Genomic DNA, 22,015 nt, shown 5'->3' with positions numbered 1-22,015 from the left:
TACGCCCTCCGCCCTTCACCGACACCCCAACAACCGATTCTCATCTTGATTGTCGCTACGCTCGCATCCTGTCAGTCGCCGCGCACGGCGGCGTACCGCCCAAGATACCCACTATTTTTCTCGATTATCTCGAGGAGGAAGCGTGCCTTGCTTACGAAACGTTCGGGGACGACTGGCCAGCGTCTGAAATGTGGAAGACTTATGGTGTGATCGGCCCGGAAGTCAGTCGCCTCAAGCCGGCGGAGTTATTTGAAAGTGAGGATGATTACTGGGATCCTGATCGTGAGTTCACCTGGATCCAGCCGCCCCGCGCGATCGACAGAATAGATGTCTGGGCATCGGATGGCGCGGAGTCGTCTAGCTGCTGACCGCTCGTGGTGCATAGCTGCCGATTTCTCATGGATGAATAATTCGGCTCTGCAGAATATTAGGTTGATGGAGTGAGAGGCATAACCAATCCGGTCTTTCGCAGCGTGACGTTCATCCCGCAAAGAGCGTTTCGGTAGCCCGGGCATCCGCCGAGCGACAAACCCAATCATGCAACCAAACTGTGCATTTTGCCCTGCAGTCATGCCTTTTTCGTAATTTGCAGGGTAAATCTTGCGTTTAGCGGAATTACCCTGCATTTATCTCATACTGATGATTTGCAGGGTAATTATGAATTTCCAGCCATTTTCCGACGAGCAAGCAAGGGTGATCATCAACCTCGATCAGGCCTACCAAACCTGGATGGAGGCTTTGCGCACGCTTAACGACATGCCCTACAATATGCGCATCAAGGAAGTGTCCGGCCGCGAGTACCTCTATGAGGTAACCGACCGGCGTGGGAACATGAAGAGCAGGGGGCCGGTCGATCCACAGAGGCGAGCGGAGTTCGACCAGTATAAGGCCGAAAAGGCCGAACTGAAGAACCGCCTGGCGCTGGCCAAGGATACGCTCAAGGAGCAAGCCAGCCTATACCGAGCCCTGCGCATGCCGATGCTTCCGGCCGAAGCAGGTAAGATCCTGCGCGAGGCCGATCGCCTTCGTTTTCTAAGCGACCAGGCCATGGTGGTCGGCACGAACGCCTTGATCGCCTACGCCCTAGAGGCAAACGGCTTCATCCGCGATGCGCCAGACGCAACCCTGGATTTCGATATGGCCCTGACCGGCATGGACGCCGATGAGGACCGGCCCACTTTGTGGAAGGTCCTCAAGGAAGCCGACATGACCTACACAGTGAACACCGAGCGGCCTTTCCAAGCTCGGAACGCCAAGGCCTACGAAGTGGAAATTCTGTCGGCTCCCAGCCGCGTCGGCGGCCAGATCGCACAGGATAGACCTCGTCCGATTCCGCTGCCAGAGCAGGAATGGCTTCTGAACGGCCGCCGAGTCGATCGCGTTGTCGGCGTGCGTGACGGGGAGGCAGCGCGCCTAGTCGTTCCCGATCCACGCTGGTTTGCCCTTCAAAAGCTTTGGATGGCGGAAAAGCCGGAACGCAACCCACAGAAAAAACCCAAGGACCGTCGGCAAGGAATCGCCCTGCTCGACGCTGTGTGGCTGACTATGCGGCATTACCCGATGGGCGATGCCTTCTACGAGGAACTGCCCCACGAGTTGAAGCCGCACTTCGAACGTTGGGATGCACAAAAGCCGCAGCGGGGATGAGCGAGAGATGGCCGCACCCGCACCCACCTTCGATCAATGCGTCGTCACTCACCCCATGTCCTTTCTTTCGAATGTCGGCTTGTAGCAAGGCGCCCATCGACAGGAAACGACGGGAGTTGGCCGTTAGCCGACTGGAAGGTATCCATCGGCGATTTCAGGATAGCTGCCATTTGCCACCGACGCGATTTGGAGGTGGCTTGCGACGCAGCCCGTCGCCCAGCCTGAAATTATTCCTTCCCGAAGCGAACTCCTAGAAGTGAGGCCATGCAGCTGCCGCCGACCAGGCGAGCGCGCCGGTTGCTAGACCACCGGCAAGAAGGCGTGGGCCATGCAGGCGAGACCAAAGCAGGAAACCAGTGATCGCCATGGCGACAAGCGCACCGGCGATGCTGTCGATTAGCAAAATCCAGGCGACCCCGAGCCCGGTGCCCTTGTGCAGGTTCTTGACCACAGCAAGCAAACCGATGGTGTCGCGTTTGACCGTTACAGCTGTTCCACCCATGGGATATTCGGCGGTGAGCCTGCCATTTGGCAGATTAAATACCACACGCCAGATGGGGACCAGCGGTCGGTCCTTGCCAAGAAACTTGCCCGGCGATCCGCCGCTCGGTGGTTCGGTGACCGCGCGGGGATCGGCTGTCAGCTCAAGTTCGCGCTTCACCCATTGGCCGAGCGCCTTCTCGTCCTGGATCTTCGCGGCGCCGAGCGGCAGCGCGGCCTGGCTGAGTTCGACAGGTTCGCCCGTGTCGATCTTCATGACCGTCCGATGGTTGAGCAGGAAGCCGCTAAATCCCAGCAACATAAAGAGCGCTGCTCCCCACAAGCCGGTCCAGGCATGCACGCGTTTCAGCCAGACCAAAAAGCGTACGCGCTGAAGGCGCGCTGGTACGAAAAGCAACCGCATCGGTGTTAATGATGGTGGGAATTGGGAATAGGGGCGGTCGCAGCAGGGCCGCCGGATTGCACGACGGCGAGCGTCGCACGATGCCGCTGGCGCTCGAAGGCTGCCCCGTCGTAGATCCCCGAATCTTCCTCGCTATGGATGACCTCAAGAACATAGAGGCCGCTCCAAGGCATGGAGAAACGTATCTCGCCGCGCTCGTCCGCAACTTCCTCGCGGGTCCAACCGTTCGGCGCGTGGACGAGAACTTTGGCCTTGGACAGAGGCTGGCCCTTGAAGACCACCGTCGCGGTGGTGGGGCTATTGGGCAGGATGTCGAGCATCATCGGACGACCGACCGCTCCCCAACGTGCATGATAGAACGGCTTGACCATGCCGAGGCCGCTCGACCTCCAGTCCTTGACCGGCACCGACAGATTCTCGGCAGTCACACCTTGCGCCCCTGCGGCGCCGGTGATGGCGATCCGATCGGCAGCAAGTGAAGTCGTGGCGATGCGGTCCGCGACGGAAACCTTCGTTCCAGCCATTTCATCGAGACGGCCGGGAGATTTCTCCACGACTCCTTCCTCGAACTCGCCGAAGCGAACTGCGGGACCCGCCGCCGGATCGACCCAGAGATAATGCGCCCAGACCGGGGAAGCGGCGCACAGAAATGCCACCATCATGGAAACCGCTGCCGTTTTTTTCATCGTGCCCGCTCCTCGCCCGTCTTCGCTTATGATCTACTAAACCCGATCAGAAACGTGCCCGCAGGGACAGCTGCACGCTCCGCGGTTCGCCCGGCAGTGCGCCGATGAAGGTCGGCACACTGTACCATGTGCGGTTCGTCAGGTTGTTGACGACGAGCTGAGCGTCCCACGCTTCTTGCCGGTAGGACAGCGCCGCCCGGACCAATGTGTAGGAAGGCACCCGCAGAAGTTCGAGGGAATCCACGTAGGAAGCGCCCTTATAGGTCACGCCAGAACCGAAACCCACGCCGGCGAGCGGACCCTGCGGCACCGTGTAGTTGGCCCACAAGGCACCAGATGTTTCCGGTGTCGAACTGATGCGCTTGCCCAGCATCGACTGATTGGTGGCGAGCAGTGTCACCGACGACAGAGCCGCCGACCGATTGATCGCGTCGACATAGGCGAAATTGCCGATAATGCTGAGGCCATCGAACGGCGAGCCGACCACATCCAATTCCACGCCGCGCGAACGCTGCTTGCCGACCGGCTCGGGATTTCCGCCCGGAACTAGCGTCACGAAATATTTGTCGCGCTTCGTCTCGAACACCGCCAGATTGGCGTTGAGGCGTCCGGGGATGATCTCGGCCTTGATCCCCGCTTCGACCTGGCTGGAGCTTTCCGGGACCGGCGTAAGACTGGTGGACTCGGTCTGAATGCTGACGAACTTGCCGCGTGCATATCCACTGTAGAAAGATAGCTGCTCGCTCGCCTCGTAGACGGCTCCCACCTGCCAGCTGAAGAGGTTGGGATTGCCGGCGATGCGGCGCTGCGTGGCACCGACGAAGCCCTCGTCCACCAGCTTCACGCTATCGTAGCGCACGCCGCCGCGAAGCTTCAGGACATCGGAGATATCCATCTGCTCCTGTGCGTAAACCGACATGCTGTCCGACTGAATGCGCCGGTCGAAGCCGAGCGTCGTGACGGTTGGGATCGTCGTCTCGGGCGCATCGATCCGGCCGCCGATAATACCAGCATCAGGCAGGGCGTAGTTGCGGCGCACCGTCGTCATATCGGTACTGTTATATTCGACGCCGAGCAGGATGGTGTGCTTGATCGCGCCGGTGGTCGGGGTGATGACCGCTTCGGCCTGGGCCGTCCAGAACTCGCTGTCATCGACCTGCGTGCGCCCGTTGCGGCCAGTCGAAACACCCGCTGCATTCAGGATATTGCCGCCAGCGTTGCGCGCCACCTTGATATCGCGAGTGTCGTAAATGACCGCCGCACGCAGTTGCAGGTCGGGAAGCACTTGTGCGCGATCGCTGACGGTGAAGCGGTGCAGGGTCTGATCGGCATAGTTGAAGGGGCTGTAGAGGCGCGATTTCTCGTCGACGTCCGCCAACTTGCCTTCAACTGTGAAGGGAATGCCGTAATTGTCGACCACCGAGTGGCTGTCGCGATAGTCGTAGTCGAGAACAAGCTCGTGGCCTTCACCCAGCTTCACCGAAACGGTCGGCAGCACTTCCGTGATGCGGCGCTCAAGCCCGCGATAGCCGTCGGAATTTTCGTAGTTGCCGATCAGCCGGGCGTCGATGGCGCTCGCAAGCGAACCCGTGATATCGCCAAAGGCCGTCCAGCTGTCCCACCGGCTGCCGATCGAGCCGCCAACCTCGCCGGCCCACTCATCCTGTGGGGCCTTGGTGATCAGATTGACCGAACCGCCTGCCTCCGCGCGGCCGTAAAGCGCCGAGCCGGGGCCCTTGAGAACCTCCAGAACCGAAACGTCGGCCAGGCTGCGGCGGTAACCCATGAATGAAGGACCGTCCGGCAGGCCATCACGCAGGAATCGCATCGGCAGGCCGCGGATGAGATAATTGTCGGCAACGCCATAGCCGCCCGCGAACACTGGCGCCACGGCGCTGGCATTGGCGAGGGCGTCGTTCATCGAGTGAACGCCCTGATCGCGCAGGACGGCTTCCGGCACGGTGACGATCGCAGCCGGAATGTCCTTGTTTTCGACATTCGTCTTGCTGCCTGTGCCAGGCGCGGTAGCAGTATAGCGCTGCCCCTCGACCGTGATCAGATCATAATCGCGAGGCGACGTGCCCGGTGCCTCTGCTGCCTTCTCTGCGGCATGAGCAGTGGTTACGAACGAAACAGCCGCAGTCGCGGCCAGCATAAACTTGCGGGTCATCAGGTTCCCCTCAGGAATCGCTGTTGCGACTAATTAGTAACAGCGCGAGGGTCAATATAGGAATGCGAGGCATTCGCATCGCATGTGATGACGGAGCGGGATCGAACGTGGCCGAGACGGTCTCAAGCATCACCTGAGAAGGAGCGCGAAGATTAAGGTGATTTCATTCAACTGCGAAACGGAGCGCGTTCCGACATGGGGCAACCGAAAAGCGGACGGCCGTAGAGCGTGAAGCTTCAGGTAGCGGGTGCGGCGGATGCAAGGCGAGCGCCTCTACTGTCGGTCAGCAGCCAATTTCTGCGTCCAGAAGCGGACAATCCGGGTTCGCATTCGGGCCGGCTGCGGATATGATAACATAGGCAGTAAGTTATGGCGTCGCATTCATTATGCCTGTTCTTTATCTAGGTGGCGTGCGCACCCTAATGTGACCACGGTTCGTGCGATGCAGAGGCTTGAGCGATCAGCAGCTTTTCCTTCATGGCGGTCCGTGACGTCGAGATTACATGATCGACTCCATCGATCGTGATCGCCACCGTTCCATTCTCGGTAATCTCGATCAGGCCCTTTGCTTTCAGGTACCAAAGATGAAATTCAAAGTGATTATCGGAGCAATTTAACATCTTTTGGACATGATATCGACCAACGCCAGCGTCCTGCGCATTTTCTCGCCGCTTGGCGTAAAGTAGGACAAGAATCTTTTCGTGGGCATCTGCGTCATTATATGCAGACTGTTCGTGGTTCAACTCGTCAGTTTTAGAAAAGTCGAACCCTGTTTTTGCGGCATACAGAAGATCATATTTTGCGCGCTTTTCTGCATTCCTAAGAAGATTATATGCTTCGACAATTTCGCTGAATTTATTTGCGTCGGCCGTCTCAGTATGATCGGGATGGTACTGCTTCGCCAGCGACCGATAGGCGGCCTCCAACCCTTTCGCGCTACATTTCGGATCGACCTGCAAAATTCTGTAATGATCAACAAATGGGTGCCCGTTAATCATCGGAAAATTCCCCCCCAGATATTCTGATCCGCCGTGCCCCCCGGCTTGTTCCCCGCTGAACGATTGAAAGGCTCCGATACTGTCCGGCACACGAACGGGATTGTCAAAGGTGATCGGACAATGCTGCCCGATAGGCCCTCGCTCTCAGCAGCGGTTGCGAAGACCGCATTGCGCCACGAACGCATATCAAAATGCGAAAGTTGCAGCGCGTCATTCTGCCGACCATCCGCTGGCAGAGGAATTACTCAGCTATTCCTGGTTATGTCTTCAGATCTAGTAAGCCGAATTTGCTCGGTTTGACCGCGCCGGAAAAGTCATTCATTCATTTGTATCAAGACTGCCAAGTTATTCATCAGGAACATATAGTATCATCTGGTGTTCACCGCTCGCAGGCTTGTCTGCAGTGCGACCCAAACTGCGCCCGCCTCCTGTCAGGGAGGCGGGGCTCTTTCGTCTTACTTCGGGGAAACCGACGATTGGCGGTCGATCACAGGCTTTTCACCCTTTTCCTTGTAGATGGACATGGAGCGCGAACGTACTCGACCGTCCTTCCGAACATGAGTGTTCGTCATCGAGCGAGCCCGCTCGTCATCATCGCGCGCCGTGGCCGTGGACCGTTGGCGCGCCATGTTTTCGTTGAACTTGGCACGCGAGTCAGTGCTGGCCGTACCGCCGTCTGCAGCGGTAGCCGTGCCGCCGCCCGAGACGCCGACACTATCGGCGTCAGTCGTACCAGAGCCATAGGTTCCCGCGGAAACGTCTCCTGTGGCGGGCGTGGAGGATTGCGATCCAGCCTGGGTCTGCGCCGTAGCGGCGCCCGTTGCAAGGACGGCCGCCGCCGTCATCGTTAAGAGAGTTCGTTTCATTTTGTTCTCCGTTTCAATGGCGCTCGTCGACTGTGATCCGGCATCCCTGTGCATCCCGCGTGACTGTCACTGAGCGCCCGTCAGCACTCGAGGAAGCCGAGGCGCTGGCCGAGGACCGGGGCGCCCGTGATGACGACCCTGAACTGTGCGAAGACGACGAGGCCGACACATGCGTTGATGATCGTCCCGAACCTGATGAAGAAGCGGCGGCCGATGCGCCTCCGCCTTGATCAACTACGACCGAAGTTTCAATCCGCCCGTCCGGGAAGATATGCGTCTTTCGGCATGTGTCAGCGGGCGAAGAAGTTGCGGCTGCCGCGATTATCATGAGACCATAGATCATGACGCCTCTCCAGGGGACGACATCGCCGTCCCCTTCATGTCAGAGGATCAGCGCGGATTCGTGGAATCCGCTGTCGAGTCCCCATAAACCTCGCCGGTCGAACCATTGCGATCCGTCGATCCGTAGGCGTCGATCGAGGTGGACGTACTCTGAGAACCCGTTCCGCTAGCCGAACCGCCTGCGGTCACGCCGCCAGTGGCGCGGTTCTTGTCGGTATAGATGGTGCCAGAACCATAGGTGGACGCCGAATTGGACGTAGCGGCACCGCGACGCTCATCGCGTTTATGCCGCTTGCCGTCATGCTTGCGCGCACCTTTGTCATTGGTTCCTGCGGTCGCGCCTCCAGCGATCGAACCGTCGGGGGTGGACGCGGAAACGCCGCCGCCTGCCGTGGTTTGCGCATAGGCGCTCGTTCCCAGCAGACCCGCTGCGGCCAATGAAGCGATGATCAGTCGGCTACGCATGATTGTCTCTCCTCGTTGTTGCTACTCACCGATTTGCCTCTTGGTGACCCGCGAGGCTCCCTGACAGCGTATGGAGATCAACTAGGTTTCGTGGACAAAGCTTGACGAGAGTCTCGACTGCTGATTCAAAGCTGTCTTTTGGGAGGCAGAGTTGGGCGAGCGGATTGGAGTGTCGGACGATGAATGGTCATTGATCGGGCCATTGCTGCCATCGGAGCGAGGCCGGGGGTGTCGGCCAGCCCAGAACAACCGGCTTTATTTCGAAGGCATGATGTGGATGGCGCGGACAGGTGCCCAGTGGCGCCACCTTCCCGATGAATATGGCAAATGGAACAGCGTGTTCCGGCGCTACCGACGATGGGTCGAAACCGGGGTGTTTGATGCGATGCTCGAAACATTGGCGGAAATGGCAGGTCGCGATGGCGCCGCGGACATGATCGATAGCACCGTGGTCCGGGCACATCATTGTGCAGTCGGCATAAAAAAGGGACTCAGGAAGCCGAGGCGCTTGGCCGATCGCGCGGTGGTTTCACCACCAAACTCCACGCCAGATGTGATGCTCAGGGACGCCCACTCGGCTTCGTTCTGACACCCGGACAAACGCACGATGTACAGGGCTTTGCACCCCTGTTCCGGATGATCAGCGACAAAATCGAGGCTTTCCTCGCGGATCGCGGTTATGATGCCGACGCAATCCGCGAAGAGATCGCCAAGGCCGATGTCGAGGCGGTGATCCCCGCAAAAAGCAACCGACGCACGCCGATCCCGCACGACCGCGCCAAGTATAAATGGCGCAACCTCGTCGAGCGCCTGTTCAACAAGCTCAAGAACTGGCGCAGGGTCGCCACCCGCTACGACAAAACCCGTGAATCCTACCTCGGCTTCGTAGCGCTCGCATCAATCAAACTGTGGATACCCTTTGTCCACGAAACCTAAGTTCAACGGCCGATCGCACCTGCATCTTCGATTCATCGCATATAAACAGGGGATTAACGAGGTCGTATTGCGATGTTCATATAGAAAAAAGCCCCTCGTTCTTACGAAGGGCTTCAGTATCGACATCAGTGATTTGTCATTTCTCGCCGTTGTCGCGAACGCCGACGGTCGGAACATCGATTTCTTCCTTCTTCGTTCCAACGACCACTTCCTTGGAGTCCACGTCAACCTTGGGAACTTCGCCCCCCTTCACGCTGACCTCCGGCATGTCACCGCCTGAGACATCTGCCTTCCAGAAGCCTGTGGCGAACAGGACACCGACAACCACGAGCGCGAGAACGAGCAATATTGCCACCGTACGCCCGGCACCGCCACGCCGGACGACGACCCGCTCGCGCGGATCGCGCTCAGTATGAACTTCAACCATTACATGCGTCCTTCCTCTGTGAGACAGCATTCAATCAACAGAGCGCAGCGATGGTTCCAGAACAGCAACGTTTTGAACTTTTTGAGGTTCGCCGCCGTTGCGTTGGCTCCACTTCCAGGAGGATGCCATGAGCATGGACAGCACGATCGCCACCCTCAACAGCCTGATCAAGACGACGCTGGATAGTATGAAGGGGTTCACGGATGCAGCGCAGGACGCTGAGAGCAGCCAGTTCGCTTCCATGTTCGCCGAATTTGCGCGGGAGCGGAGCGAGGCTGCATCAGCGCTTCAGGCCGAGGTGACGCGCTTGGGCGGAGAACCGGAAACCGAGAGCAGCTTTCTTGCCGCGGCGCATCGCAGCTTCATGGATTTGAAGCAGGCTTTAACCGGCAAGGACGACAAGGCCATCATTCAGGAAGTCGAACGGGGCGAGGACTATATTAAAGGGAAGTACGAGGCCGCCCTCAAGGATAGCGACCTAGACACTTCAGCGCGGGCGGTCGTGGAGCGCGCATACCAGTCCGTCAAGGCTGGCCACGACCGGGCGAGCGCGTTGAAACATAGCATCGGGTAAACTTCCCTGGCGTGGCCCAGCTTTAAGTTGGACGAAATGCCTACTTCGCTAAGTGAAGGCCCCGCCTCCCAAGGGAAAAGAGGCGGGGCGCTGGGGGTACTCCCTTCATATCGCGCTATGGCTCGGATAGCGCCTGCTATGATGGATTATGACGAAGGATTCAGCGGCGCGCCGATTTACTGGCTACAGCTGCCCAGCTCTGCCCCGCTTGGAATGGCTCTGTTGCATGGCAAAAAAGAGTTCGCCAGCCCTCGCCACTGACGAGCTGGGGCAAAGAGGCCCTGCCTCAAGACAGGGCCAGTTTGGGTCGCACTGCAGGCTAACCTGCGCCCTCAATAGGCCATAGAACAGCGGAGACGACTATATATCTATAGTGATACTATTCAAGAAAATGTGTTTGATCTCAATCAGTTGGTGACGCCGCGTCGGTACATGAATGGCCCCGCCTGTAAGCCAGACGAGGCCATTAAGTTGTGCAGCGGATATTCTGCGGGGGTAAAATGCCTGATTTGCCGATTAGTTCACGGGCACTGAAAATAAATGGAACATCACTTTAAGTTGTATTAATCTGGATCAATACAGACTGGAGCATCCTGAATATTCATTGCCGGTTCATGGGAGCGCAGCCTCTTACAGCTTACTGCGCTGTTCTGTGCAACTTAGCCATACTCGTGGAAGAACTGGTCGCTGGCATCATGGAGAATTTGCTTGTTCAGCTGCTACCGCGCCGAGATTATAGCATTTTTTTACGATACGGCGGCAGTGCGGCAATCGTTGCCATCACCGCGCTGTTGCGGCACTCATTAGACGAGCCCCTTCTCCACTTTCCCCTCTTGCTGTTCATTCCAGCGGTTTTCTCCTCTGTGCGTTATTGTTCGACAGGGGCTCGGCCTTTTTTGCCACCCTGCTGAGTGCCGCTGTCGCAGCCTATTTTTTCATCGCCCCAGTCTTCTCGTTCAATATCGGCCTTCATAACGCACTGGCCCTTATAACCTTCATTGGCATTTGCTTCTTGATGTCTGCGGTGACAGAGCTGCTGCGCCGAGCGATTGTTCGACTGGATCAACGCGAAGCGGCAAAAGCCCTCCTGCTCGATGAACTGGCGCATCGAACAAAGAACGATCTCGCCATTATCAGTTCGGCGATTTCGCTACAGATGAGCGCCAGCAACAATCCTCAGGTACGTGATGCTCTCAAGGCAGCGAACGCCAGGATTTTGGTGGTGGCCCAAGCACAAGACCGGTTGAGGTGGGGCGGAGCTGCAGATGACGGCCTGGTTGATCTGTCAGCTTATGTCGAAGGTCTCTGCATCGGCCTCGGAGATTTGTTGAGAGATGTGCGACCGATAGCGGTTCGGGTGAAATGCGCGAACCTTAATGTCCCCAGTTCGGTAGCCGTTCATGTCGGCTTGATCGTGAATGAACTGGTCACGAACAGTTTCAAATATGCCTATCCGAGCGAGCGCGGAGGCATCGTCACCGTCGAGATTGCTGCTAGGGAAAGCCAGATTATGATAACGGTGGCTGATGACGGGATAGGCTGTCCGTCGGACATAGAGCCGGGGCTTGGATCCAAACTGGTTCGCTTGCTCGCAAAACAGCTTGGAGGAAAAGTCGAAAGGGAATCTGCCGATCCGGGATGCAGGGTCCGCGTCTTACTCGACGAAGGCACGTTGATGAAAAATCCCGGATCGGCGTGACGGCCATGGACGAAAGCCCTGCTTCAGACCATGCGCGAAATGCAAAAAGCCGGGTCAGGCACGACTGGCCGTGTTGCGCGAACCTGATTATATTTTAATGGCCGCTTCTACGAACGCCAAGATTGGAGGGAATGTCAAAAAGTGGCGCGACTTTGCCCCGGCCGATGGTCCGCGTAAAAAAATTGGCTAAATCTGGAACAGGCGCAGGTCCCAAGGTACCGGACTCGCCATGTCGTGAGTGATTTTGCCCGCGTCGGGGTGACGCAGATTTATGAGAAAGTTGCGCTCGATCCGACCGCCGGGAATTGATGGGACGATGAGTATGCACGAGCGACATTCGAGACACCATGTGGCACCGAAGGTCTTCGAAATCGAATCGTCGATCCCGTCCCAGCCCGGATGGGAAGTCTGCGGGAATTCTTCGTAGCTGACGCCCGGCGGAATCGTGATGCGGATGTAGTGCTGGTTCCCGGGAAGCACCCCGTTGAAGTGGGCGAGTTTCTCGATCAGCGCGGTCGCATAATGCTCAGAGGTGTAGAGCATCGGGCTGCTCGGGGTGTTCCAGCGTCCCGGGAAAAGGCGGGCTCCCTCGTCATCATAGATTGGATGCTTTCCTGCAGGGTCACCAATCCGGTAGCTGTAGAGAACCCTGTCAACGATCCCCGGCTTCAAGCGCCGCCGCCATAGGCCGCTCGGCCGAGGAGATTGATAACAAGATCGGCGCCAATTCCCGTGTCGGTAGCCACGTCAATCGGCCTCTGGTCCTCAAGCATTGGGTGCGAACGGTAGAGAAACTCGCGCGCCTTGATCTCGTCGTGATAGATCTCCATCGCAAATTCCCAGACCTTGGCGACGGCCGCGACACGATTGCCTTCGTCAACGGTGAGCTTTGGCTCGCTGGCGCTTTTGCGCCGCGTCAGCGTTGCACGGGGCACGAAGCGATACGGGAAGCTAGCGTCGTCCGGCGCGATCGCCTTCGACAACCGCTCTAGCGAGGAGAGCGGGAGTCCAGCCTTGATGCGGTTCGCGATCGCCAGCGGCGATCGCGGGCCTGTCTTTAGCCCGAGCGAGTCAGCGAGGCCGCATGCTTCCGCGATCATCATTTTTCTCCTTCGTTCATATGAGCCACATATATGGATCAAATGGTCAGAAGACAAGATCGAACCGGTCGGACTATGGAGCTTGTTCCTCCCTGCTACCCGAGACAGCCTCAGCTAAACGCAGCCGTGCGTTCAGGCCCTCAGAAAGAAAATTGATGCAGTACCATCTTTGTCCGGTTCCAAGTAACCACAACCGGCACTTGAATGACCGCCCTTGGCGTAACATGTTCGATGTGCAGGTCCGGTAATGTCTGGCGCGTAGCGGCTGCTTCTCCACGATTGCAGTCTGTCCGGTCGAGGATCAAAAATCTAAGAAAGCTGCCATTTCCCTTCTTAGAGATTGTTGACGAGGGCCGGCGCAAACTCTCACTCTGCGCTCCGCTAAACAGCTTGGCGCAAACCGAAAGATCACACCGCCACGGCGGACTTACCGTGTGCTGATTGCCGTCACCTCCATCCGCGCGACGTTCGAAAGGTCGCGGAAACAGAGCGTGTCATCACGCAGGCCATTGCCATCAGAAAAGCCAACACTTGGAACAATTTACATCATCCTGAGGGACAGCGCGCGCTGGTCGCGGATGGCGGCTTCGATCACGACATTGACCGTCTAGGGGATATCCTTGAGGAGCACCGCGATCCTCAGCGCGCCAACCTATTTCAGCGCATTATCAAGGCAGTCTGCCGTAGCGACAATGTCGGAACTACTGCTTTCATCGGCATCAGCCTGCGCCAGCATCACTATTGCGGCAAACGCTACGTCGGCCCGCAAGTGAGATTGTGAAAGCCCATAAACACCGTTCTTTGCTGATGCATTCGCCCCATCGCTGATACAATTTGCGACAGATATGTTATTGCGAGGCGGTCTTAGGGGTTGCGCCATTTTCTCGTATCCACGCGCCCTTTTGCTGAACAATTGCTGACTTCCCCGTTCAGAAACGCGCCAGCGTACCGCCGCAATAAACCCGATTGTGGAGGCGCAATTTGCCTGTGGAGGAAATATGGTGATACGCAAACCCCTGTTGGCTTTGTCCCTGGCGGCTTCGATGCTGGCCGGGCTGCCCTCTCTGGCGCACGCTCATGATGGCGGAGGGCGCTGGTATCGTTACGAAGAATATCATGACGACGACAATGATGACGATAACCGTCCGCGTTACCGTCGGAACTATTATGAAGAACGGGAATATCGTCGCCCGCATTATGAACCACGGCGCTATTATCGCGGTGAACGGCGTCACCGCTGCGGCGGCAGCGGGACGACCGGCCTGATCCTCGGCGGCGCGGCAGGCGCGCTGCTGGGACGCTCGGTCGATCGCTATGGGGACCGGGCACCGGGGACCATCATCGGCGCGGGTGCCGGGGCGCTGCTCGGCCGGGAAGTGGATCGAAATTCCGGCTGCTGATGGCCCTGGTCCCGATGAAGCGTATTTGAAATTCTCCTGTGGTGGGAGTGAACTGGGGCGTGGAGCGATGATCCATGCCCCTTTTTAAACTGTCGCAAAGTTCAGATCGCGTTCAGTGTGCTTGTGGTCCAATGACAACATACCCGTCGTGAGGAGCGCACGGGAGAGATGCAGGAGACTGGAGATGAAAATGCTCCGTAACGCGGCCCTCGGCTTGGCGCTGATAGCGTCGATGCCGATCAGCGCCACGCCTGCCGAAGCGCGTGACCACTATCGCCATTATTCCCGTCATTATGATGATGACGCGGCCGTCGCCTTGAGCGCGGGCATAGTGGGCCTTGCCATCGGTGCGGCGTTAGCGTCTGACAGGCCGCGCTATTATTATGACGATGACGATTATTATTATCGCGAAAGATATTATCGCCCGCATTACCGTTCCTATTATAATTATTATTATGACAGCTATCCGCGCTATTATGACAGGCGCTGGTATCGCTATAATGACCGTCATTGGCGTCACCATCACCACGACGATGATGACGACGATTGATACAGGCAGAGATGATGATCGTCGAAGGTCGGCTCGCCAATTAGCCTTGCGGTTTATTGGCGAGGCTTGGCCCTATCGGTAACCGGATTTCGATGGTGAGACCGGTCGCTGCGGGCACGACCCGCGCTTCTCCCCGATGGGCGGCGGCAATGGCGGCGACCATATTGAGACCAAGGCCATAGCCCGTTGTCGACCGGCTGTTGTCGAGCCGAGCGAACCTCTCGAAGATCCATTCGTGATCCTCATCCGCTATGCCCGGGCCATCATCGGCAACGACAAGCGCCAGCCATTCACCGCGCTCTTCCATGGAGATCGCGGCGCTCGTGCCAGGTGGCGTATGCGCCAGCACATTGTCCAGCAAATTGGCCAGGCATCTTTGAATGAGCTGCCTGTCCCCGAGAATCCTTGCCGGCTCGACCATCAGCGTGAGTGACATCGCCGCCTGTTCGAAGGCCGGGTGAAAAGCCTCGGCTATTTCCTCGATGAGTTCATCCAGTTCGATCATCTGGAAGCGGCTGCGCACCGTCTGTCCTTCGATTTCGGATATGGCCAGGATCGACGAAAACAGATCGAGCAGATCGTCGGCTTCGCGCATCGCTGCCACGAGTTTCTCCTGCTGACCTGCCTCCGTTGCCATCCGTTCCGCCGCTTCCAGCCGCCCGCGCAGACGGTTGAGCGGGGTTCGCAGGTCATGGGCAACATCGCTGGAAACCTGCTTGAGGTTGTTCATCAACACCTGAATGCGATTCAGCATGGCGTTGAGAATCATGGCCAACCGATCGAACTCCTCAGCTGAACCATCCAGCGGCATGCGGCGAGACAGATCGCCTGCCATGATCGCTTCCGCTGAATCCTCGATCGTTGAGAGCCGACTCCTGATCAAGCGACCCAATCCGATCACCGCAGCGGTGCCTACAGTCAGGATCAAGGTGAAGGCGCCCAGGAACAACCCCAGCAGTTTCATGTCCATCTGATCGACAATGGCCCGGTCAGCCGCGACAATGAGATGTCCCCCTCCAGGCAATGGCGCGTTGATGGCCTGCGCCAAGGCGGGCGTCCCGTCAGGCGCATGGAAGGGAACAAACTCGCTCCATCCAGTCGGCGGCACATTCGCAGCAAGCGATCCAGCCCGACGACGCCCGAATGCATCGGTCACGATATAACCCATGCTTCGGCCCTTGATGTCGGCGCCTTCCAGGTAGCTGACGTCTTCAGGCCCGGCATGATGGTCAAGCGTGTTGACCAGATCAACCAGCCCGGCAAAGCCATGATGCCTGTGATGAGCGAGCAAGGCATCGGCTTCGATCCTGATCCGCTGGTTGATCTGGCATTCGATCTCCTCATGGACGAACCGGTAGGTGATCAATCCGAGCAAGGCGATGATAAGGCCTGAGGTGATCGCGACGCCCAGTGACAATCCCTTGATCGAGCGGGGCAGCAATCTATGAGGCACGCGAAGCGATCATATAGCCTGAGCCGCGCACGGTGCGGATCGCGTCATCCGAAAAACCTTCGTTGAGCTTGGCCCGGAGCCTGCTCATATGGGTTTCGACGATATTGGTCTTTGGATCGAAACCAAAATTCCAGACACGATCAAGCAACATTGTCCGGGTGACAACCCGGTCGGCGTTGCGCAGCAATTGTTCCAGCAGGCTGAATTCCCTAGGTTGAAGGTCGATGATCCGATTGTCACGGCGCACTTCCCGGCGCAGCAGGTTCATGCTGATGCCGCCTGCCTCCAGCACGGTAGCGGTTGCGCAGGAAGGAAGGCGTCGCCCAAGGGCATTCACCCGGGCCGCCAGTTCCACAAAGGCGAAGGGTTTTACGAGATAGTCATCCGCCCCGGCTTCCAACCCGTCGACGCGATCCTCGATGGACGCCATGGCGGTCAGCAACATGGTTGGCGTTTGGCATCCCTGAGCGCGCACTATCCGCAATAGCGAGAGCCCATCCAGACCCGGCAGCATCCGGTCCAGCAGCAGGACATCGAACGCAGCTGTCGGAATGGCGCCCAACGCCTGCTGCCCGTCCGGGAAACATTGGACCTGATGTCCCAACTCCTGGAGACCGCGCGCGACATAGGCGCACGATTCCGGATCATCCTCCACCAGCAGAATCTTCACCGCGCGCGCTCAACTCGGCTGGGATGATCAGGCCGGGATGAATCCCTGATTACCATTTCCATACAGTTTCCCAATGTTTCCATTCTGTGCTGGACCGACCTTACAGCAAGTCGCTAACGCCGCAAATGAGAACTGTTAGCAATTTCAAGATGAGGGGCGCATATGACAAAAAAGGGAATAATCATTGGGCTTGCGGGGGCGGTCGCCGCTTCCTCGACGCCAGCCATCGCCGGTGAACCGCTATTCGGCTATGTCTACACGACGGATGTCATGCCCAAGGGCAAGACCGAGATCGAACAATGGGTCACGCTGCGCGAGGATCAGGCCAACGGCCATTTCCACGACGTCAAGCTCCGCACCGAGGTGGAGCATGGGATAACGGACAATTTCCAGATCTCCGGCTATCTGAACTCGAGCTACATCTCTGCCAATCGCAATAGCGTCACCGGCACGACCGAAGGCCTCGACATCCCGCCGGCGCATGATCCGGCGCGGCCCTATAATAAATTCCGCTTCGACACTGTATCGGCCGAAATGATCTGGCGGGTGATGAGTCCCTATAAGAAGCCGTTTGGCTTGGCCTTCTATGTCGAACCGGAGATTGGTCCGCATGAGCGCGCGATCGAACTGAAGGTCATCGCGCAGAAGAATTTCCTCGATGACCGGCTGGTGCTGGCCGCCAACGCCTTTGTCGAGTTCGAGCATGAGCATCAGGACGGAGAGACCGAAAAGGCAACGCAGCTGGAATTCGATGCCGGCGCTTCCTATCGCTTCCGCCCGAACTGGTCCTTTGGCCTTGAGTATCGCAACCATAATGAGTTTGTCGGCTACACGCTCGGTCACGGCAGTCAGGAGCACACGGCCCACTTCGTCGGACCGAACATCCATTATGCCAATCAGAAGTGGTTCTTCACCCTCTCCGCGCTCTACCAGATCCATGCCAAGGGCTATAATGACGAGCAGCGGGACAATATCGTCAATGGCCGCATCTATGGCGATGAGCATACCCGTTGGGACGGCATCCGCCTGAAGGTCGGGAGGGTGTTCTGATGTCGGCCTCCCGTCTATCCTTGGTGGCTCTGGTTCCGGTGGCGCTGATCGCGCCCCCGGCCCACGCCGCCACTTATCTCACCCTCGCGCAGGCCCAGGCGTTGATGTTCCCCGGCGAAACGCTGACGCCCGCCTTCCAGGCGCTCAACAGCACCCAGGTGGCGGCAATCCGGAAAGCCAGCGGCGTATCACCGCTCAATCGGCAACTCAAAGCCTGGCGCGCAGCCCGTGGCGGCTGGCTGATTGTCGATCAGGTTGTCGGCAAGCATGAGTTCATCACCTTCGCCGTCGCGCTCGATGCGTCCGGCGCGGTGCGCTCGGTCGAGATCATGGATTATCGCGAAAGCTATGGCGATCAGGTGCGCAATCCCAAATGGCGCGCCCAGTTCGTCGGCAAGCGGAATGGGGCTGCATTGCAACTCGACAAGGACATCAAGAACATCTCGGGCGCAACCCTCTCCTGTCGGCATGTCACCGACGGTGTCAAGCGGCTGCTGGCGACCTATGCCATCGTTCTCGCATGATAAGATCGTCACCCGTTGCCAGCCGTGGCTCGGAACCTTTGTCGAGATCAGCGTCGGCCAGGCGGATATGGATGCGGTTGATGTCGCATTCCGGGCGATCGCGCACATCCATGCGCGCATGTCCTTTCATAGCGCCGACAGTGACCTCGCGCGGCTTCGCGCTGCCCACCCTGGCGAGAGCGTCGCGGTGGACGAAGAGACGGTGGCAGTCCTGCGAACGGCGATTACGCTACACGAGGCAAGCGACGGCCTGTTCGATGTCGCGGTCGGACGGGCGCTGGTTCGCTCCCGCTTTCTGCCACGCGACGGCATAGCCCATCTCAGCCGCTTTGCAGGAACGACCGCCGACATGGAGATCCTCGATGATCGGCATATCCGATGCAGGAAGCGACTGCTGATCGACCTCGGCGGCATCGCCAAAGGACATGCCGTCGATCGTGCGGTGGCAGCTTTGCAGGCTGCTGGCGTCCAATCGGGCCTGGTGAATGCGGGTGGCGATCTGCGCGCTTTCGGTCCACGCAAGTGGCAGGTACAACTGCGCGATGCCGATGATGAGATGCACCACGCGCTCACCATTCGCGATTGTGCCGTCGCAAGTTCCGCCAACCTGCTTGACCGGCGCATAATCCGGGGGTCGCAGCACAGTCCGCACATCGGGCAGAACGGTATCCCCTCGCTTGTCGATCATCGCGTGACCGTGCTGGCCAGCCAATGCGCCATTGCCGACGCGCTGACCAAGATTGCCATGGTCGATGCCGACCTCGCCGACAGGATATTGGCGTCGCACGATGGCTATGTTCTGCGCCCTTCCATGATGAGGGAGGCCGCCTGATGCCTCATCGTCGTACCGCCCGTCTTGCCAAATGGCAGCTTGCTCTCCTGACCACCAGCGGTCTGGGCCTCTGGTTGAGCGGGATCTGCTGGCTCCTGCTCCATTATTTCGGGCAGATCGAGGGCGATTTCGGTCCGGAGGTTAATCCCGCCGAACCCTGGATGATGAAAGTTCACGGGCTATTCCTGATCGCCGCGCTCCTGGGGATTGGGGGCATGTTCGTGGCCCATATTCCGAAGGGTTGGCCGCAGCGGCATCAGCGCGTCGCGGGAATCGCTCTCAGTGTCATTCTCGGCTTCATGATCGTCAGCGGGTATATGCTCTATTATGTCGGATGGGAGGAAGTTCGTGCCTGGACAGGTGTCATCCACTGGTCCGTGGGCCTTTCAGTGCCGGTGATCTTTGCATGGCATTATCTGAACGCCCGGCGTACCCGTAAACGAAAGCATAAATGAACTATGTAATTTCGTCGGCCGACATTGGAAGCGACGGAATGACTGTCGGCAGTCCACCCCGTCCGCAGCCATGATCGGCGAAAGGGCGATTGCATTTCTGAATTGCTATTGCTAGTCGATCGCAAAATTTCTCAGGGGGTATCCGATGTACTGTTTTGTACGCCTTCAGATGAAGGCGCCCGTTCTGCAGCTTGCTGCCAGCACGGCCTTGGCGATTTCGATGGCATCTGCAGCGAATGCCGCAGCGGCGGAGGCTGACCAGAGCAGTTCGATCATCGTGACCGGCGTACATCTGAACGACGGCTATGTTCCCAAGGAAACCGGCGCCGCCAAGATCGCAATCCCGCTCAAGGATCTGCCGCAATCGGTTGCTGTCGTTCCGTCCGAAGTGCTGCGCGATCAGCGCGCATTATCCTTGCAGGATGCGCTGAAGAATGTGCCCGGCGTGGCCTTTTCCCATGGCGATGGGCAGCGCGATCAGGTTGCGATCCGTGGATTCACCGCCATTGCCGATCAATATGTTGACGGCTTCCGTGACGATGGCCTTTATTTCCGCGACCTCTCCAATGTCGAGCGCGTCGAGGTCATCAAGGGGCCGGCCGCGGTTCTCTATGGGCGCGGGTCTTCGGGCGGCCTCATCAACCGCGTCACCAAGAAGCCGAATGTCGACCTCATCAGCGGCGCCTTCACCTATGGATCGAAGGGGATCGCGCGCAGTGAAATGGACGTAGGACAGTTCGATGCGCAGTCGGGCGTCGGCTTCCGCGTCACCGGCGCATTGGAAGATAGCGACAGCTTTCGCGACCAGCAGTTCAACAAGCGTGTGGCGCTCGCCCCATCTCTATTGTTGGGCGAAGGCAAGGACACGTCGATCCTCGTCCAGGTCGATTATCTGAAGGACCGCAGGCTCACCGACTTCGGCATTCCCGCGATCAACGGCAAGGTGGTCGATGTGCCACGTTCCACCTACTATGGCGCGCCCAATGCCCGCGACGTGGATGTGAGCCGGTCCGAGGTGATTTCGCAGACGATGACGTTCGCTCACCGCTTTTCTGATGCCCTGTCGTACCGCAACGGCTTCCGACATTATCGCTATACGCTCGACCGGCATAATACCAATGCCACCGCCGTCAATGCGACCGCCGGGACCGTGACGCTATCCCATGGCGGTATCCTGCGCGACGAAGATGGGTGGTCGAACCAGTCCGAACTGACGCACAAGTTCGAACTGGGCGGCATGAAGCACACTGTCCTCTACGGCTTCGAGATCTCGCGTCAGGTCAAAGATGCGGACACCGTCCAGTCACGCGTCGTTGCGGTGACGCCGATCCTCGCGCCCGTCGTTCCCCGACTGTCCAACGCCGATTTCACGGCGCTCAGCGCCAGCTCGGTTTCGACCCTCGATACGCGCGGTCTTTATGTGCAGGATTTCATCGAGCTTGGTCATGGCTTCAAAGCGCTCCTGGGCGTGCGCCATGACTGGTTCAATCAGAAGACCCGGCTCATCATTCCGACGCGCGCTACGCCGCTGCAGAGGAAGGACCGCAAATGGAGTCCGCGCGCGGGCCTGGTGTTCCAGCCCGACGACGCGCAGTCCTATTATGCCTCATGGAGCACGAGCTTCCAGCCATCCGCCGAGACATTCGCGCTGGCCGTAAACAATGCGGACATCGCGCCTGAAAAGACCACCAACAAGGAAATTGGCGCCAAATATACGCTGTTCGACGGACGGTTGTCGCTTCAAGTGGCGGGGTTTGTTCTGCGCCGTACCGGCATCAAGGGAAGCGATCCCGCCACCCCGCAGATTCTGGTGCCGATCGGCACCCAGCGTACGCGTGGCGTCGAACTGTCGGGTGCGCTTGACCTGCCTTCGGGTTTCCGAGCCATCCTGGGCTATGCCTATCTCGATACGCGGGTAATAAAGTCGGCCAATCCCACGTTCCTCGACAAGCGAGCGACGCTGACACCCAAAAATGCCGCCAACGCTTTCCTCACCAAGACCATTGCGACCCACTATGGCGTTGGTGCCGGGGCCAACTATGTCGGAAACCGCTGGGCCGACCCGGCAAACACGACGGTCCTTGACCATTATTTCACGGCCGACGCCATGGGGTGGGCTGAAGTCGGCCCCGCGCGGCTCCAGATCAATGTCTACAATGTCTTCAACAAGAATTACATCGTGTCAGGTCATGGTACATCGGCCATCCTGAACCTGCCAGGAGCGCCCCGCACCGTGCTGGGAACAGTGAGGGTGGGCTTCTGATCCT

Annotated in this window: 23 protein-coding genes and 1 pseudogene; 13 read left to right on the top strand and 11 right to left on the bottom strand. The window is 58.5% G+C overall.

Annotation, left to right across the window (positions count from 1 at the left end; genetic code table 11):
- A partial coding sequence (locus K7W03_RS11935; protein ID WP_222886414.1) for a hypothetical protein occupies positions 1-368 on the top strand: 368 nt, incomplete at its 5' end.
- A gap of 289 nt (positions 369-657) precedes the next feature.
- Positions 658-1,647 carry a GSU2403 family nucleotidyltransferase fold protein gene (locus K7W03_RS11930; RefSeq protein WP_222886413.1) on the top strand — a complete coding sequence of 330 codons (990 nt, stop codon included), beginning with the start codon at positions 658-660 and terminating at the stop codon, positions 1,645-1,647.
- A gap of 250 nt (positions 1,648-1,897) precedes the next feature.
- Here the strand turns inward: K7W03_RS11930 and K7W03_RS11925 are convergent, their stop codons facing one another.
- The 6 genes from K7W03_RS11925 to K7W03_RS11900 all read right to left on the bottom strand — a co-directional run bounded on the left by K7W03_RS11925 (position 1,898) and on the right by K7W03_RS11900 (position 8,078).
- The gene (locus K7W03_RS11925; RefSeq protein WP_222886412.1) at positions 1,898-2,551 is read right to left on the bottom strand and encodes a PepSY-associated TM helix domain-containing protein; all 654 of its coding nucleotides are present in this window, start codon (positions 2,549-2,551) and stop codon (positions 1,898-1,900) included.
- 5 nt (positions 2,552-2,556) lie between these two features.
- Positions 2,557-3,237, bottom strand: a complete 681-nt coding sequence (locus K7W03_RS11920; RefSeq protein ID WP_222886411.1) for a DUF4198 domain-containing protein — start codon at positions 3,235-3,237, stop codon at positions 2,557-2,559.
- Between the two features lie 46 nt (positions 3,238-3,283).
- Positions 3,284-5,407, bottom strand: a complete 2,124-nt coding sequence (locus K7W03_RS11915) for a TonB-dependent receptor (protein WP_222886410.1) — start codon at positions 5,405-5,407, stop codon at positions 3,284-3,286.
- 419 nt (positions 5,408-5,826) lie between these two features.
- On the bottom strand, positions 5,827-6,495 hold the full coding sequence (locus tag K7W03_RS11910; RefSeq protein ID WP_222886409.1) for a J domain-containing protein: 669 nt from the start codon (positions 6,493-6,495) through the stop codon (positions 5,827-5,829).
- A gap of 365 nt (positions 6,496-6,860) precedes the next feature.
- Positions 6,861-7,271, bottom strand: a complete 411-nt coding sequence (locus tag K7W03_RS11905) for a hypothetical protein (protein ID WP_222886408.1) — start codon at positions 7,269-7,271, stop codon at positions 6,861-6,863.
- Positions 7,272-7,661: 390 nt separating this feature from the next.
- Positions 7,662-8,078, bottom strand: a complete 417-nt coding sequence (locus K7W03_RS11900) for a hypothetical protein (protein WP_222886407.1) — start codon at positions 8,076-8,078, stop codon at positions 7,662-7,664.
- A 169-nt stretch (positions 8,079-8,247) separates the two neighbouring features.
- Here K7W03_RS11900 and K7W03_RS11895 point away from each other — a divergent pair.
- Positions 8,248-9,014, top strand: a pseudogene (locus K7W03_RS11895) (IS5 family transposase).
- 136 nt (positions 9,015-9,150) lie between these two features.
- Here the strand turns inward: K7W03_RS11895 and K7W03_RS11890 are convergent.
- The gene (locus K7W03_RS11890) at positions 9,151-9,441 is read right to left on the bottom strand and encodes a hypothetical protein (RefSeq protein WP_222886406.1); all 291 of its coding nucleotides are present in this window, start codon (positions 9,439-9,441) and stop codon (positions 9,151-9,153) included.
- A gap of 127 nt (positions 9,442-9,568) precedes the next feature.
- On the opposite strand from K7W03_RS11890, the gene K7W03_RS11885 reads away from it, so the two are divergent.
- Positions 9,569-10,015 carry a ferritin-like domain-containing protein gene (locus K7W03_RS11885; protein WP_222886405.1) on the top strand — a complete coding sequence of 149 codons (447 nt, stop codon included), beginning with the start codon at positions 9,569-9,571 and terminating at the stop codon, positions 10,013-10,015.
- A gap of 751 nt (positions 10,016-10,766) precedes the next feature.
- Positions 10,767-11,714 carry a histidine kinase dimerization/phosphoacceptor domain -containing protein gene (locus tag K7W03_RS28230; protein WP_319024310.1) on the top strand — a complete coding sequence of 316 codons (948 nt, stop codon included), beginning with the start codon at positions 10,767-10,769 and terminating at the stop codon, positions 11,712-11,714.
- 186 nt (positions 11,715-11,900) lie between these two features.
- On the opposite strand, the gene K7W03_RS11875 is transcribed toward K7W03_RS28230, so the two are convergent.
- Together K7W03_RS11875 and K7W03_RS11870 are read right to left on the bottom strand one after the other, a co-directional pair.
- Entirely contained in the window at positions 11,901-12,386 is a 486-nt protein-coding gene (locus K7W03_RS11875; protein ID WP_065847315.1) for an RES family NAD+ phosphorylase, read from the bottom strand.
- Positions 12,383-12,817 carry an antitoxin Xre/MbcA/ParS toxin-binding domain-containing protein gene (locus tag K7W03_RS11870; RefSeq protein ID WP_222886403.1) on the bottom strand — a complete coding sequence of 145 codons (435 nt, stop codon included), beginning with the start codon at positions 12,815-12,817 and terminating at the stop codon, positions 12,383-12,385. Before K7W03_RS11870 ends, K7W03_RS11875 begins: the two co-directional genes overlap by 4 nt.
- A 995-nt stretch (positions 12,818-13,812) precedes the next feature.
- On the opposite strand from K7W03_RS11870, the gene K7W03_RS11865 reads away from it, so the two are divergent.
- Positions 13,813-14,214: a glycine zipper 2TM domain-containing protein gene (locus tag K7W03_RS11865; RefSeq protein WP_222886402.1), complete on the top strand. Its 402-nt coding sequence runs from the start codon at positions 13,813-13,815 to the stop codon at positions 14,212-14,214.
- A gap of 184 nt (positions 14,215-14,398) precedes the next feature.
- Positions 14,399-14,764, top strand: coding sequence for a hypothetical protein (locus tag K7W03_RS11860; protein WP_222886401.1), 366 nt, complete (start codon positions 14,399-14,401; stop codon positions 14,762-14,764).
- A 40-nt stretch (positions 14,765-14,804) separates the two neighbouring features.
- Here K7W03_RS11860 and K7W03_RS11855 read toward each other — a convergent pair whose 3' ends face one another.
- Entirely contained in the window at positions 14,805-15,812 is a 1,008-nt protein-coding gene (locus tag K7W03_RS11855) for a sensor histidine kinase (RefSeq protein WP_226870087.1), read from the bottom strand.
- Between the two features lie 21 nt (positions 15,813-15,833).
- Here K7W03_RS11855 and K7W03_RS27795 point away from each other — a divergent pair, with 21 nt between their 5' ends.
- Positions 15,834-16,157, top strand: coding sequence for a hypothetical protein (locus K7W03_RS27795; protein ID WP_226870086.1), 324 nt, complete (start codon positions 15,834-15,836; stop codon positions 16,155-16,157).
- Between the two features lie 49 nt (positions 16,158-16,206).
- Here K7W03_RS27795 and K7W03_RS11850 read toward each other — a convergent pair whose 3' ends face one another.
- A complete protein-coding gene (locus tag K7W03_RS11850) occupies positions 16,207-16,887 on the bottom strand; it encodes a response regulator transcription factor (protein ID WP_222886400.1) in 681 nt (226 codons plus the stop codon).
- A gap of 162 nt (positions 16,888-17,049) precedes the next feature.
- Between K7W03_RS11850 and K7W03_RS11845 the strand changes: the two genes are divergently transcribed.
- The 5 genes from K7W03_RS11845 to K7W03_RS11825 all read left to right on the top strand — a co-directional run bounded on the left by K7W03_RS11845 (position 17,050) and on the right by K7W03_RS11825 (position 22,011).
- Complete coding sequence (locus K7W03_RS11845) at positions 17,050-17,937, top strand: DUF6662 family protein (RefSeq protein WP_222886399.1); 888 nt, start codon at positions 17,050-17,052, stop codon at positions 17,935-17,937.
- A complete protein-coding gene (locus K7W03_RS11840) occupies positions 17,937-18,461 on the top strand; it encodes an FMN-binding protein (protein WP_222886398.1) in 525 nt (174 codons plus the stop codon). Before K7W03_RS11845 ends, K7W03_RS11840 begins: the two co-directional genes overlap by 1 nt.
- The gene (locus K7W03_RS11835; protein ID WP_222886397.1) at positions 18,442-19,293 is read left to right on the top strand and encodes an FAD:protein FMN transferase; all 852 of its coding nucleotides are present in this window, start codon (positions 18,442-18,444) and stop codon (positions 19,291-19,293) included. The genes K7W03_RS11840 and K7W03_RS11835 overlap by 20 nt, the downstream gene beginning before the upstream one ends.
- Positions 19,293-19,748 carry a hypothetical protein gene (locus tag K7W03_RS11830; RefSeq protein WP_222886396.1) on the top strand — a complete coding sequence of 152 codons (456 nt, stop codon included), beginning with the start codon at positions 19,293-19,295 and terminating at the stop codon, positions 19,746-19,748. The genes K7W03_RS11835 and K7W03_RS11830 overlap by 1 nt, the downstream gene beginning before the upstream one ends.
- 220 nt (positions 19,749-19,968) lie before the next feature.
- On the top strand, positions 19,969-22,011 hold the full coding sequence (locus tag K7W03_RS11825) for a TonB-dependent receptor (RefSeq protein ID WP_226870085.1): 2,043 nt from the start codon (positions 19,969-19,971) through the stop codon (positions 22,009-22,011).
- The last annotated feature ends 4 nt before the right edge of the window (positions 22,012-22,015 follow it).

The organism is Sphingobium sp. PNB (genome assembly GCF_019873065.1).
Taxonomy (GTDB): Bacteria; Pseudomonadota; Alphaproteobacteria; order Sphingomonadales; family Sphingomonadaceae; genus Sphingobium; species Sphingobium fuliginis.
Note: the sequence above shows the minus strand (reverse complement) of the source record. Positions and strands in the feature narration are given on the sequence as shown.

Coding starts and splice junctions, on each gene's coding strand:
- K7W03_RS11930 (WP_222886413.1), top strand. CDS start 658: ATGAATTTCCAGCCATTTTCCGACGAGCAAGCAAGGGTGATCATCAAC.
- K7W03_RS11925 (WP_222886412.1), bottom strand. CDS start 2,551: ATGCGGTTGCTTTTCGTACCAGCGCGCCTTCAGCGCGTACGCTTTTTG.
- K7W03_RS11920 (WP_222886411.1), bottom strand. CDS start 3,237: ATGAAAAAAACGGCAGCGGTTTCCATGATGGTGGCATTTCTGTGCGCC.
- K7W03_RS11915 (WP_222886410.1), bottom strand. CDS start 5,407: ATGACCCGCAAGTTTATGCTGGCCGCGACTGCGGCTGTTTCGTTCGTA.
- K7W03_RS11905 (WP_222886408.1), bottom strand. CDS start 7,271: ATGAAACGAACTCTCTTAACGATGACGGCGGCGGCCGTCCTTGCAACG.
- K7W03_RS11900 (WP_222886407.1), bottom strand. CDS start 8,078: ATGCGTAGCCGACTGATCATCGCTTCATTGGCCGCAGCGGGTCTGCTG.
- K7W03_RS11890 (WP_222886406.1), bottom strand. CDS start 9,441: ATGGTTGAAGTTCATACTGAGCGCGATCCGCGCGAGCGGGTCGTCGTC.
- K7W03_RS11885 (WP_222886405.1), top strand. CDS start 9,569: ATGAGCATGGACAGCACGATCGCCACCCTCAACAGCCTGATCAAGACG.
- K7W03_RS11870 (WP_222886403.1), bottom strand. CDS start 12,817: ATGATGATCGCGGAAGCATGCGGCCTCGCTGACTCGCTCGGGCTAAAG.
- K7W03_RS11865 (WP_222886402.1), top strand. CDS start 13,813: ATGGTGATACGCAAACCCCTGTTGGCTTTGTCCCTGGCGGCTTCGATG.
- K7W03_RS11860 (WP_222886401.1), top strand. CDS start 14,399: ATGAAAATGCTCCGTAACGCGGCCCTCGGCTTGGCGCTGATAGCGTCG.
- K7W03_RS27795 (WP_226870086.1), top strand. CDS start 15,834: ATGGAAGGGAACAAACTCGCTCCATCCAGTCGGCGGCACATTCGCAGC.
- K7W03_RS11845 (WP_222886399.1), top strand. CDS start 17,050: ATGACAAAAAAGGGAATAATCATTGGGCTTGCGGGGGCGGTCGCCGCT.
- K7W03_RS11840 (WP_222886398.1), top strand. CDS start 17,937: ATGTCGGCCTCCCGTCTATCCTTGGTGGCTCTGGTTCCGGTGGCGCTG.
- K7W03_RS11835 (WP_222886397.1), top strand. CDS start 18,442: ATGCCATCGTTCTCGCATGATAAGATCGTCACCCGTTGCCAGCCGTGG.
- K7W03_RS11830 (WP_222886396.1), top strand. CDS start 19,293: ATGCCTCATCGTCGTACCGCCCGTCTTGCCAAATGGCAGCTTGCTCTC.
- K7W03_RS11825 (WP_226870085.1), top strand. CDS start 19,969: ATGGCATCTGCAGCGAATGCCGCAGCGGCGGAGGCTGACCAGAGCAGT.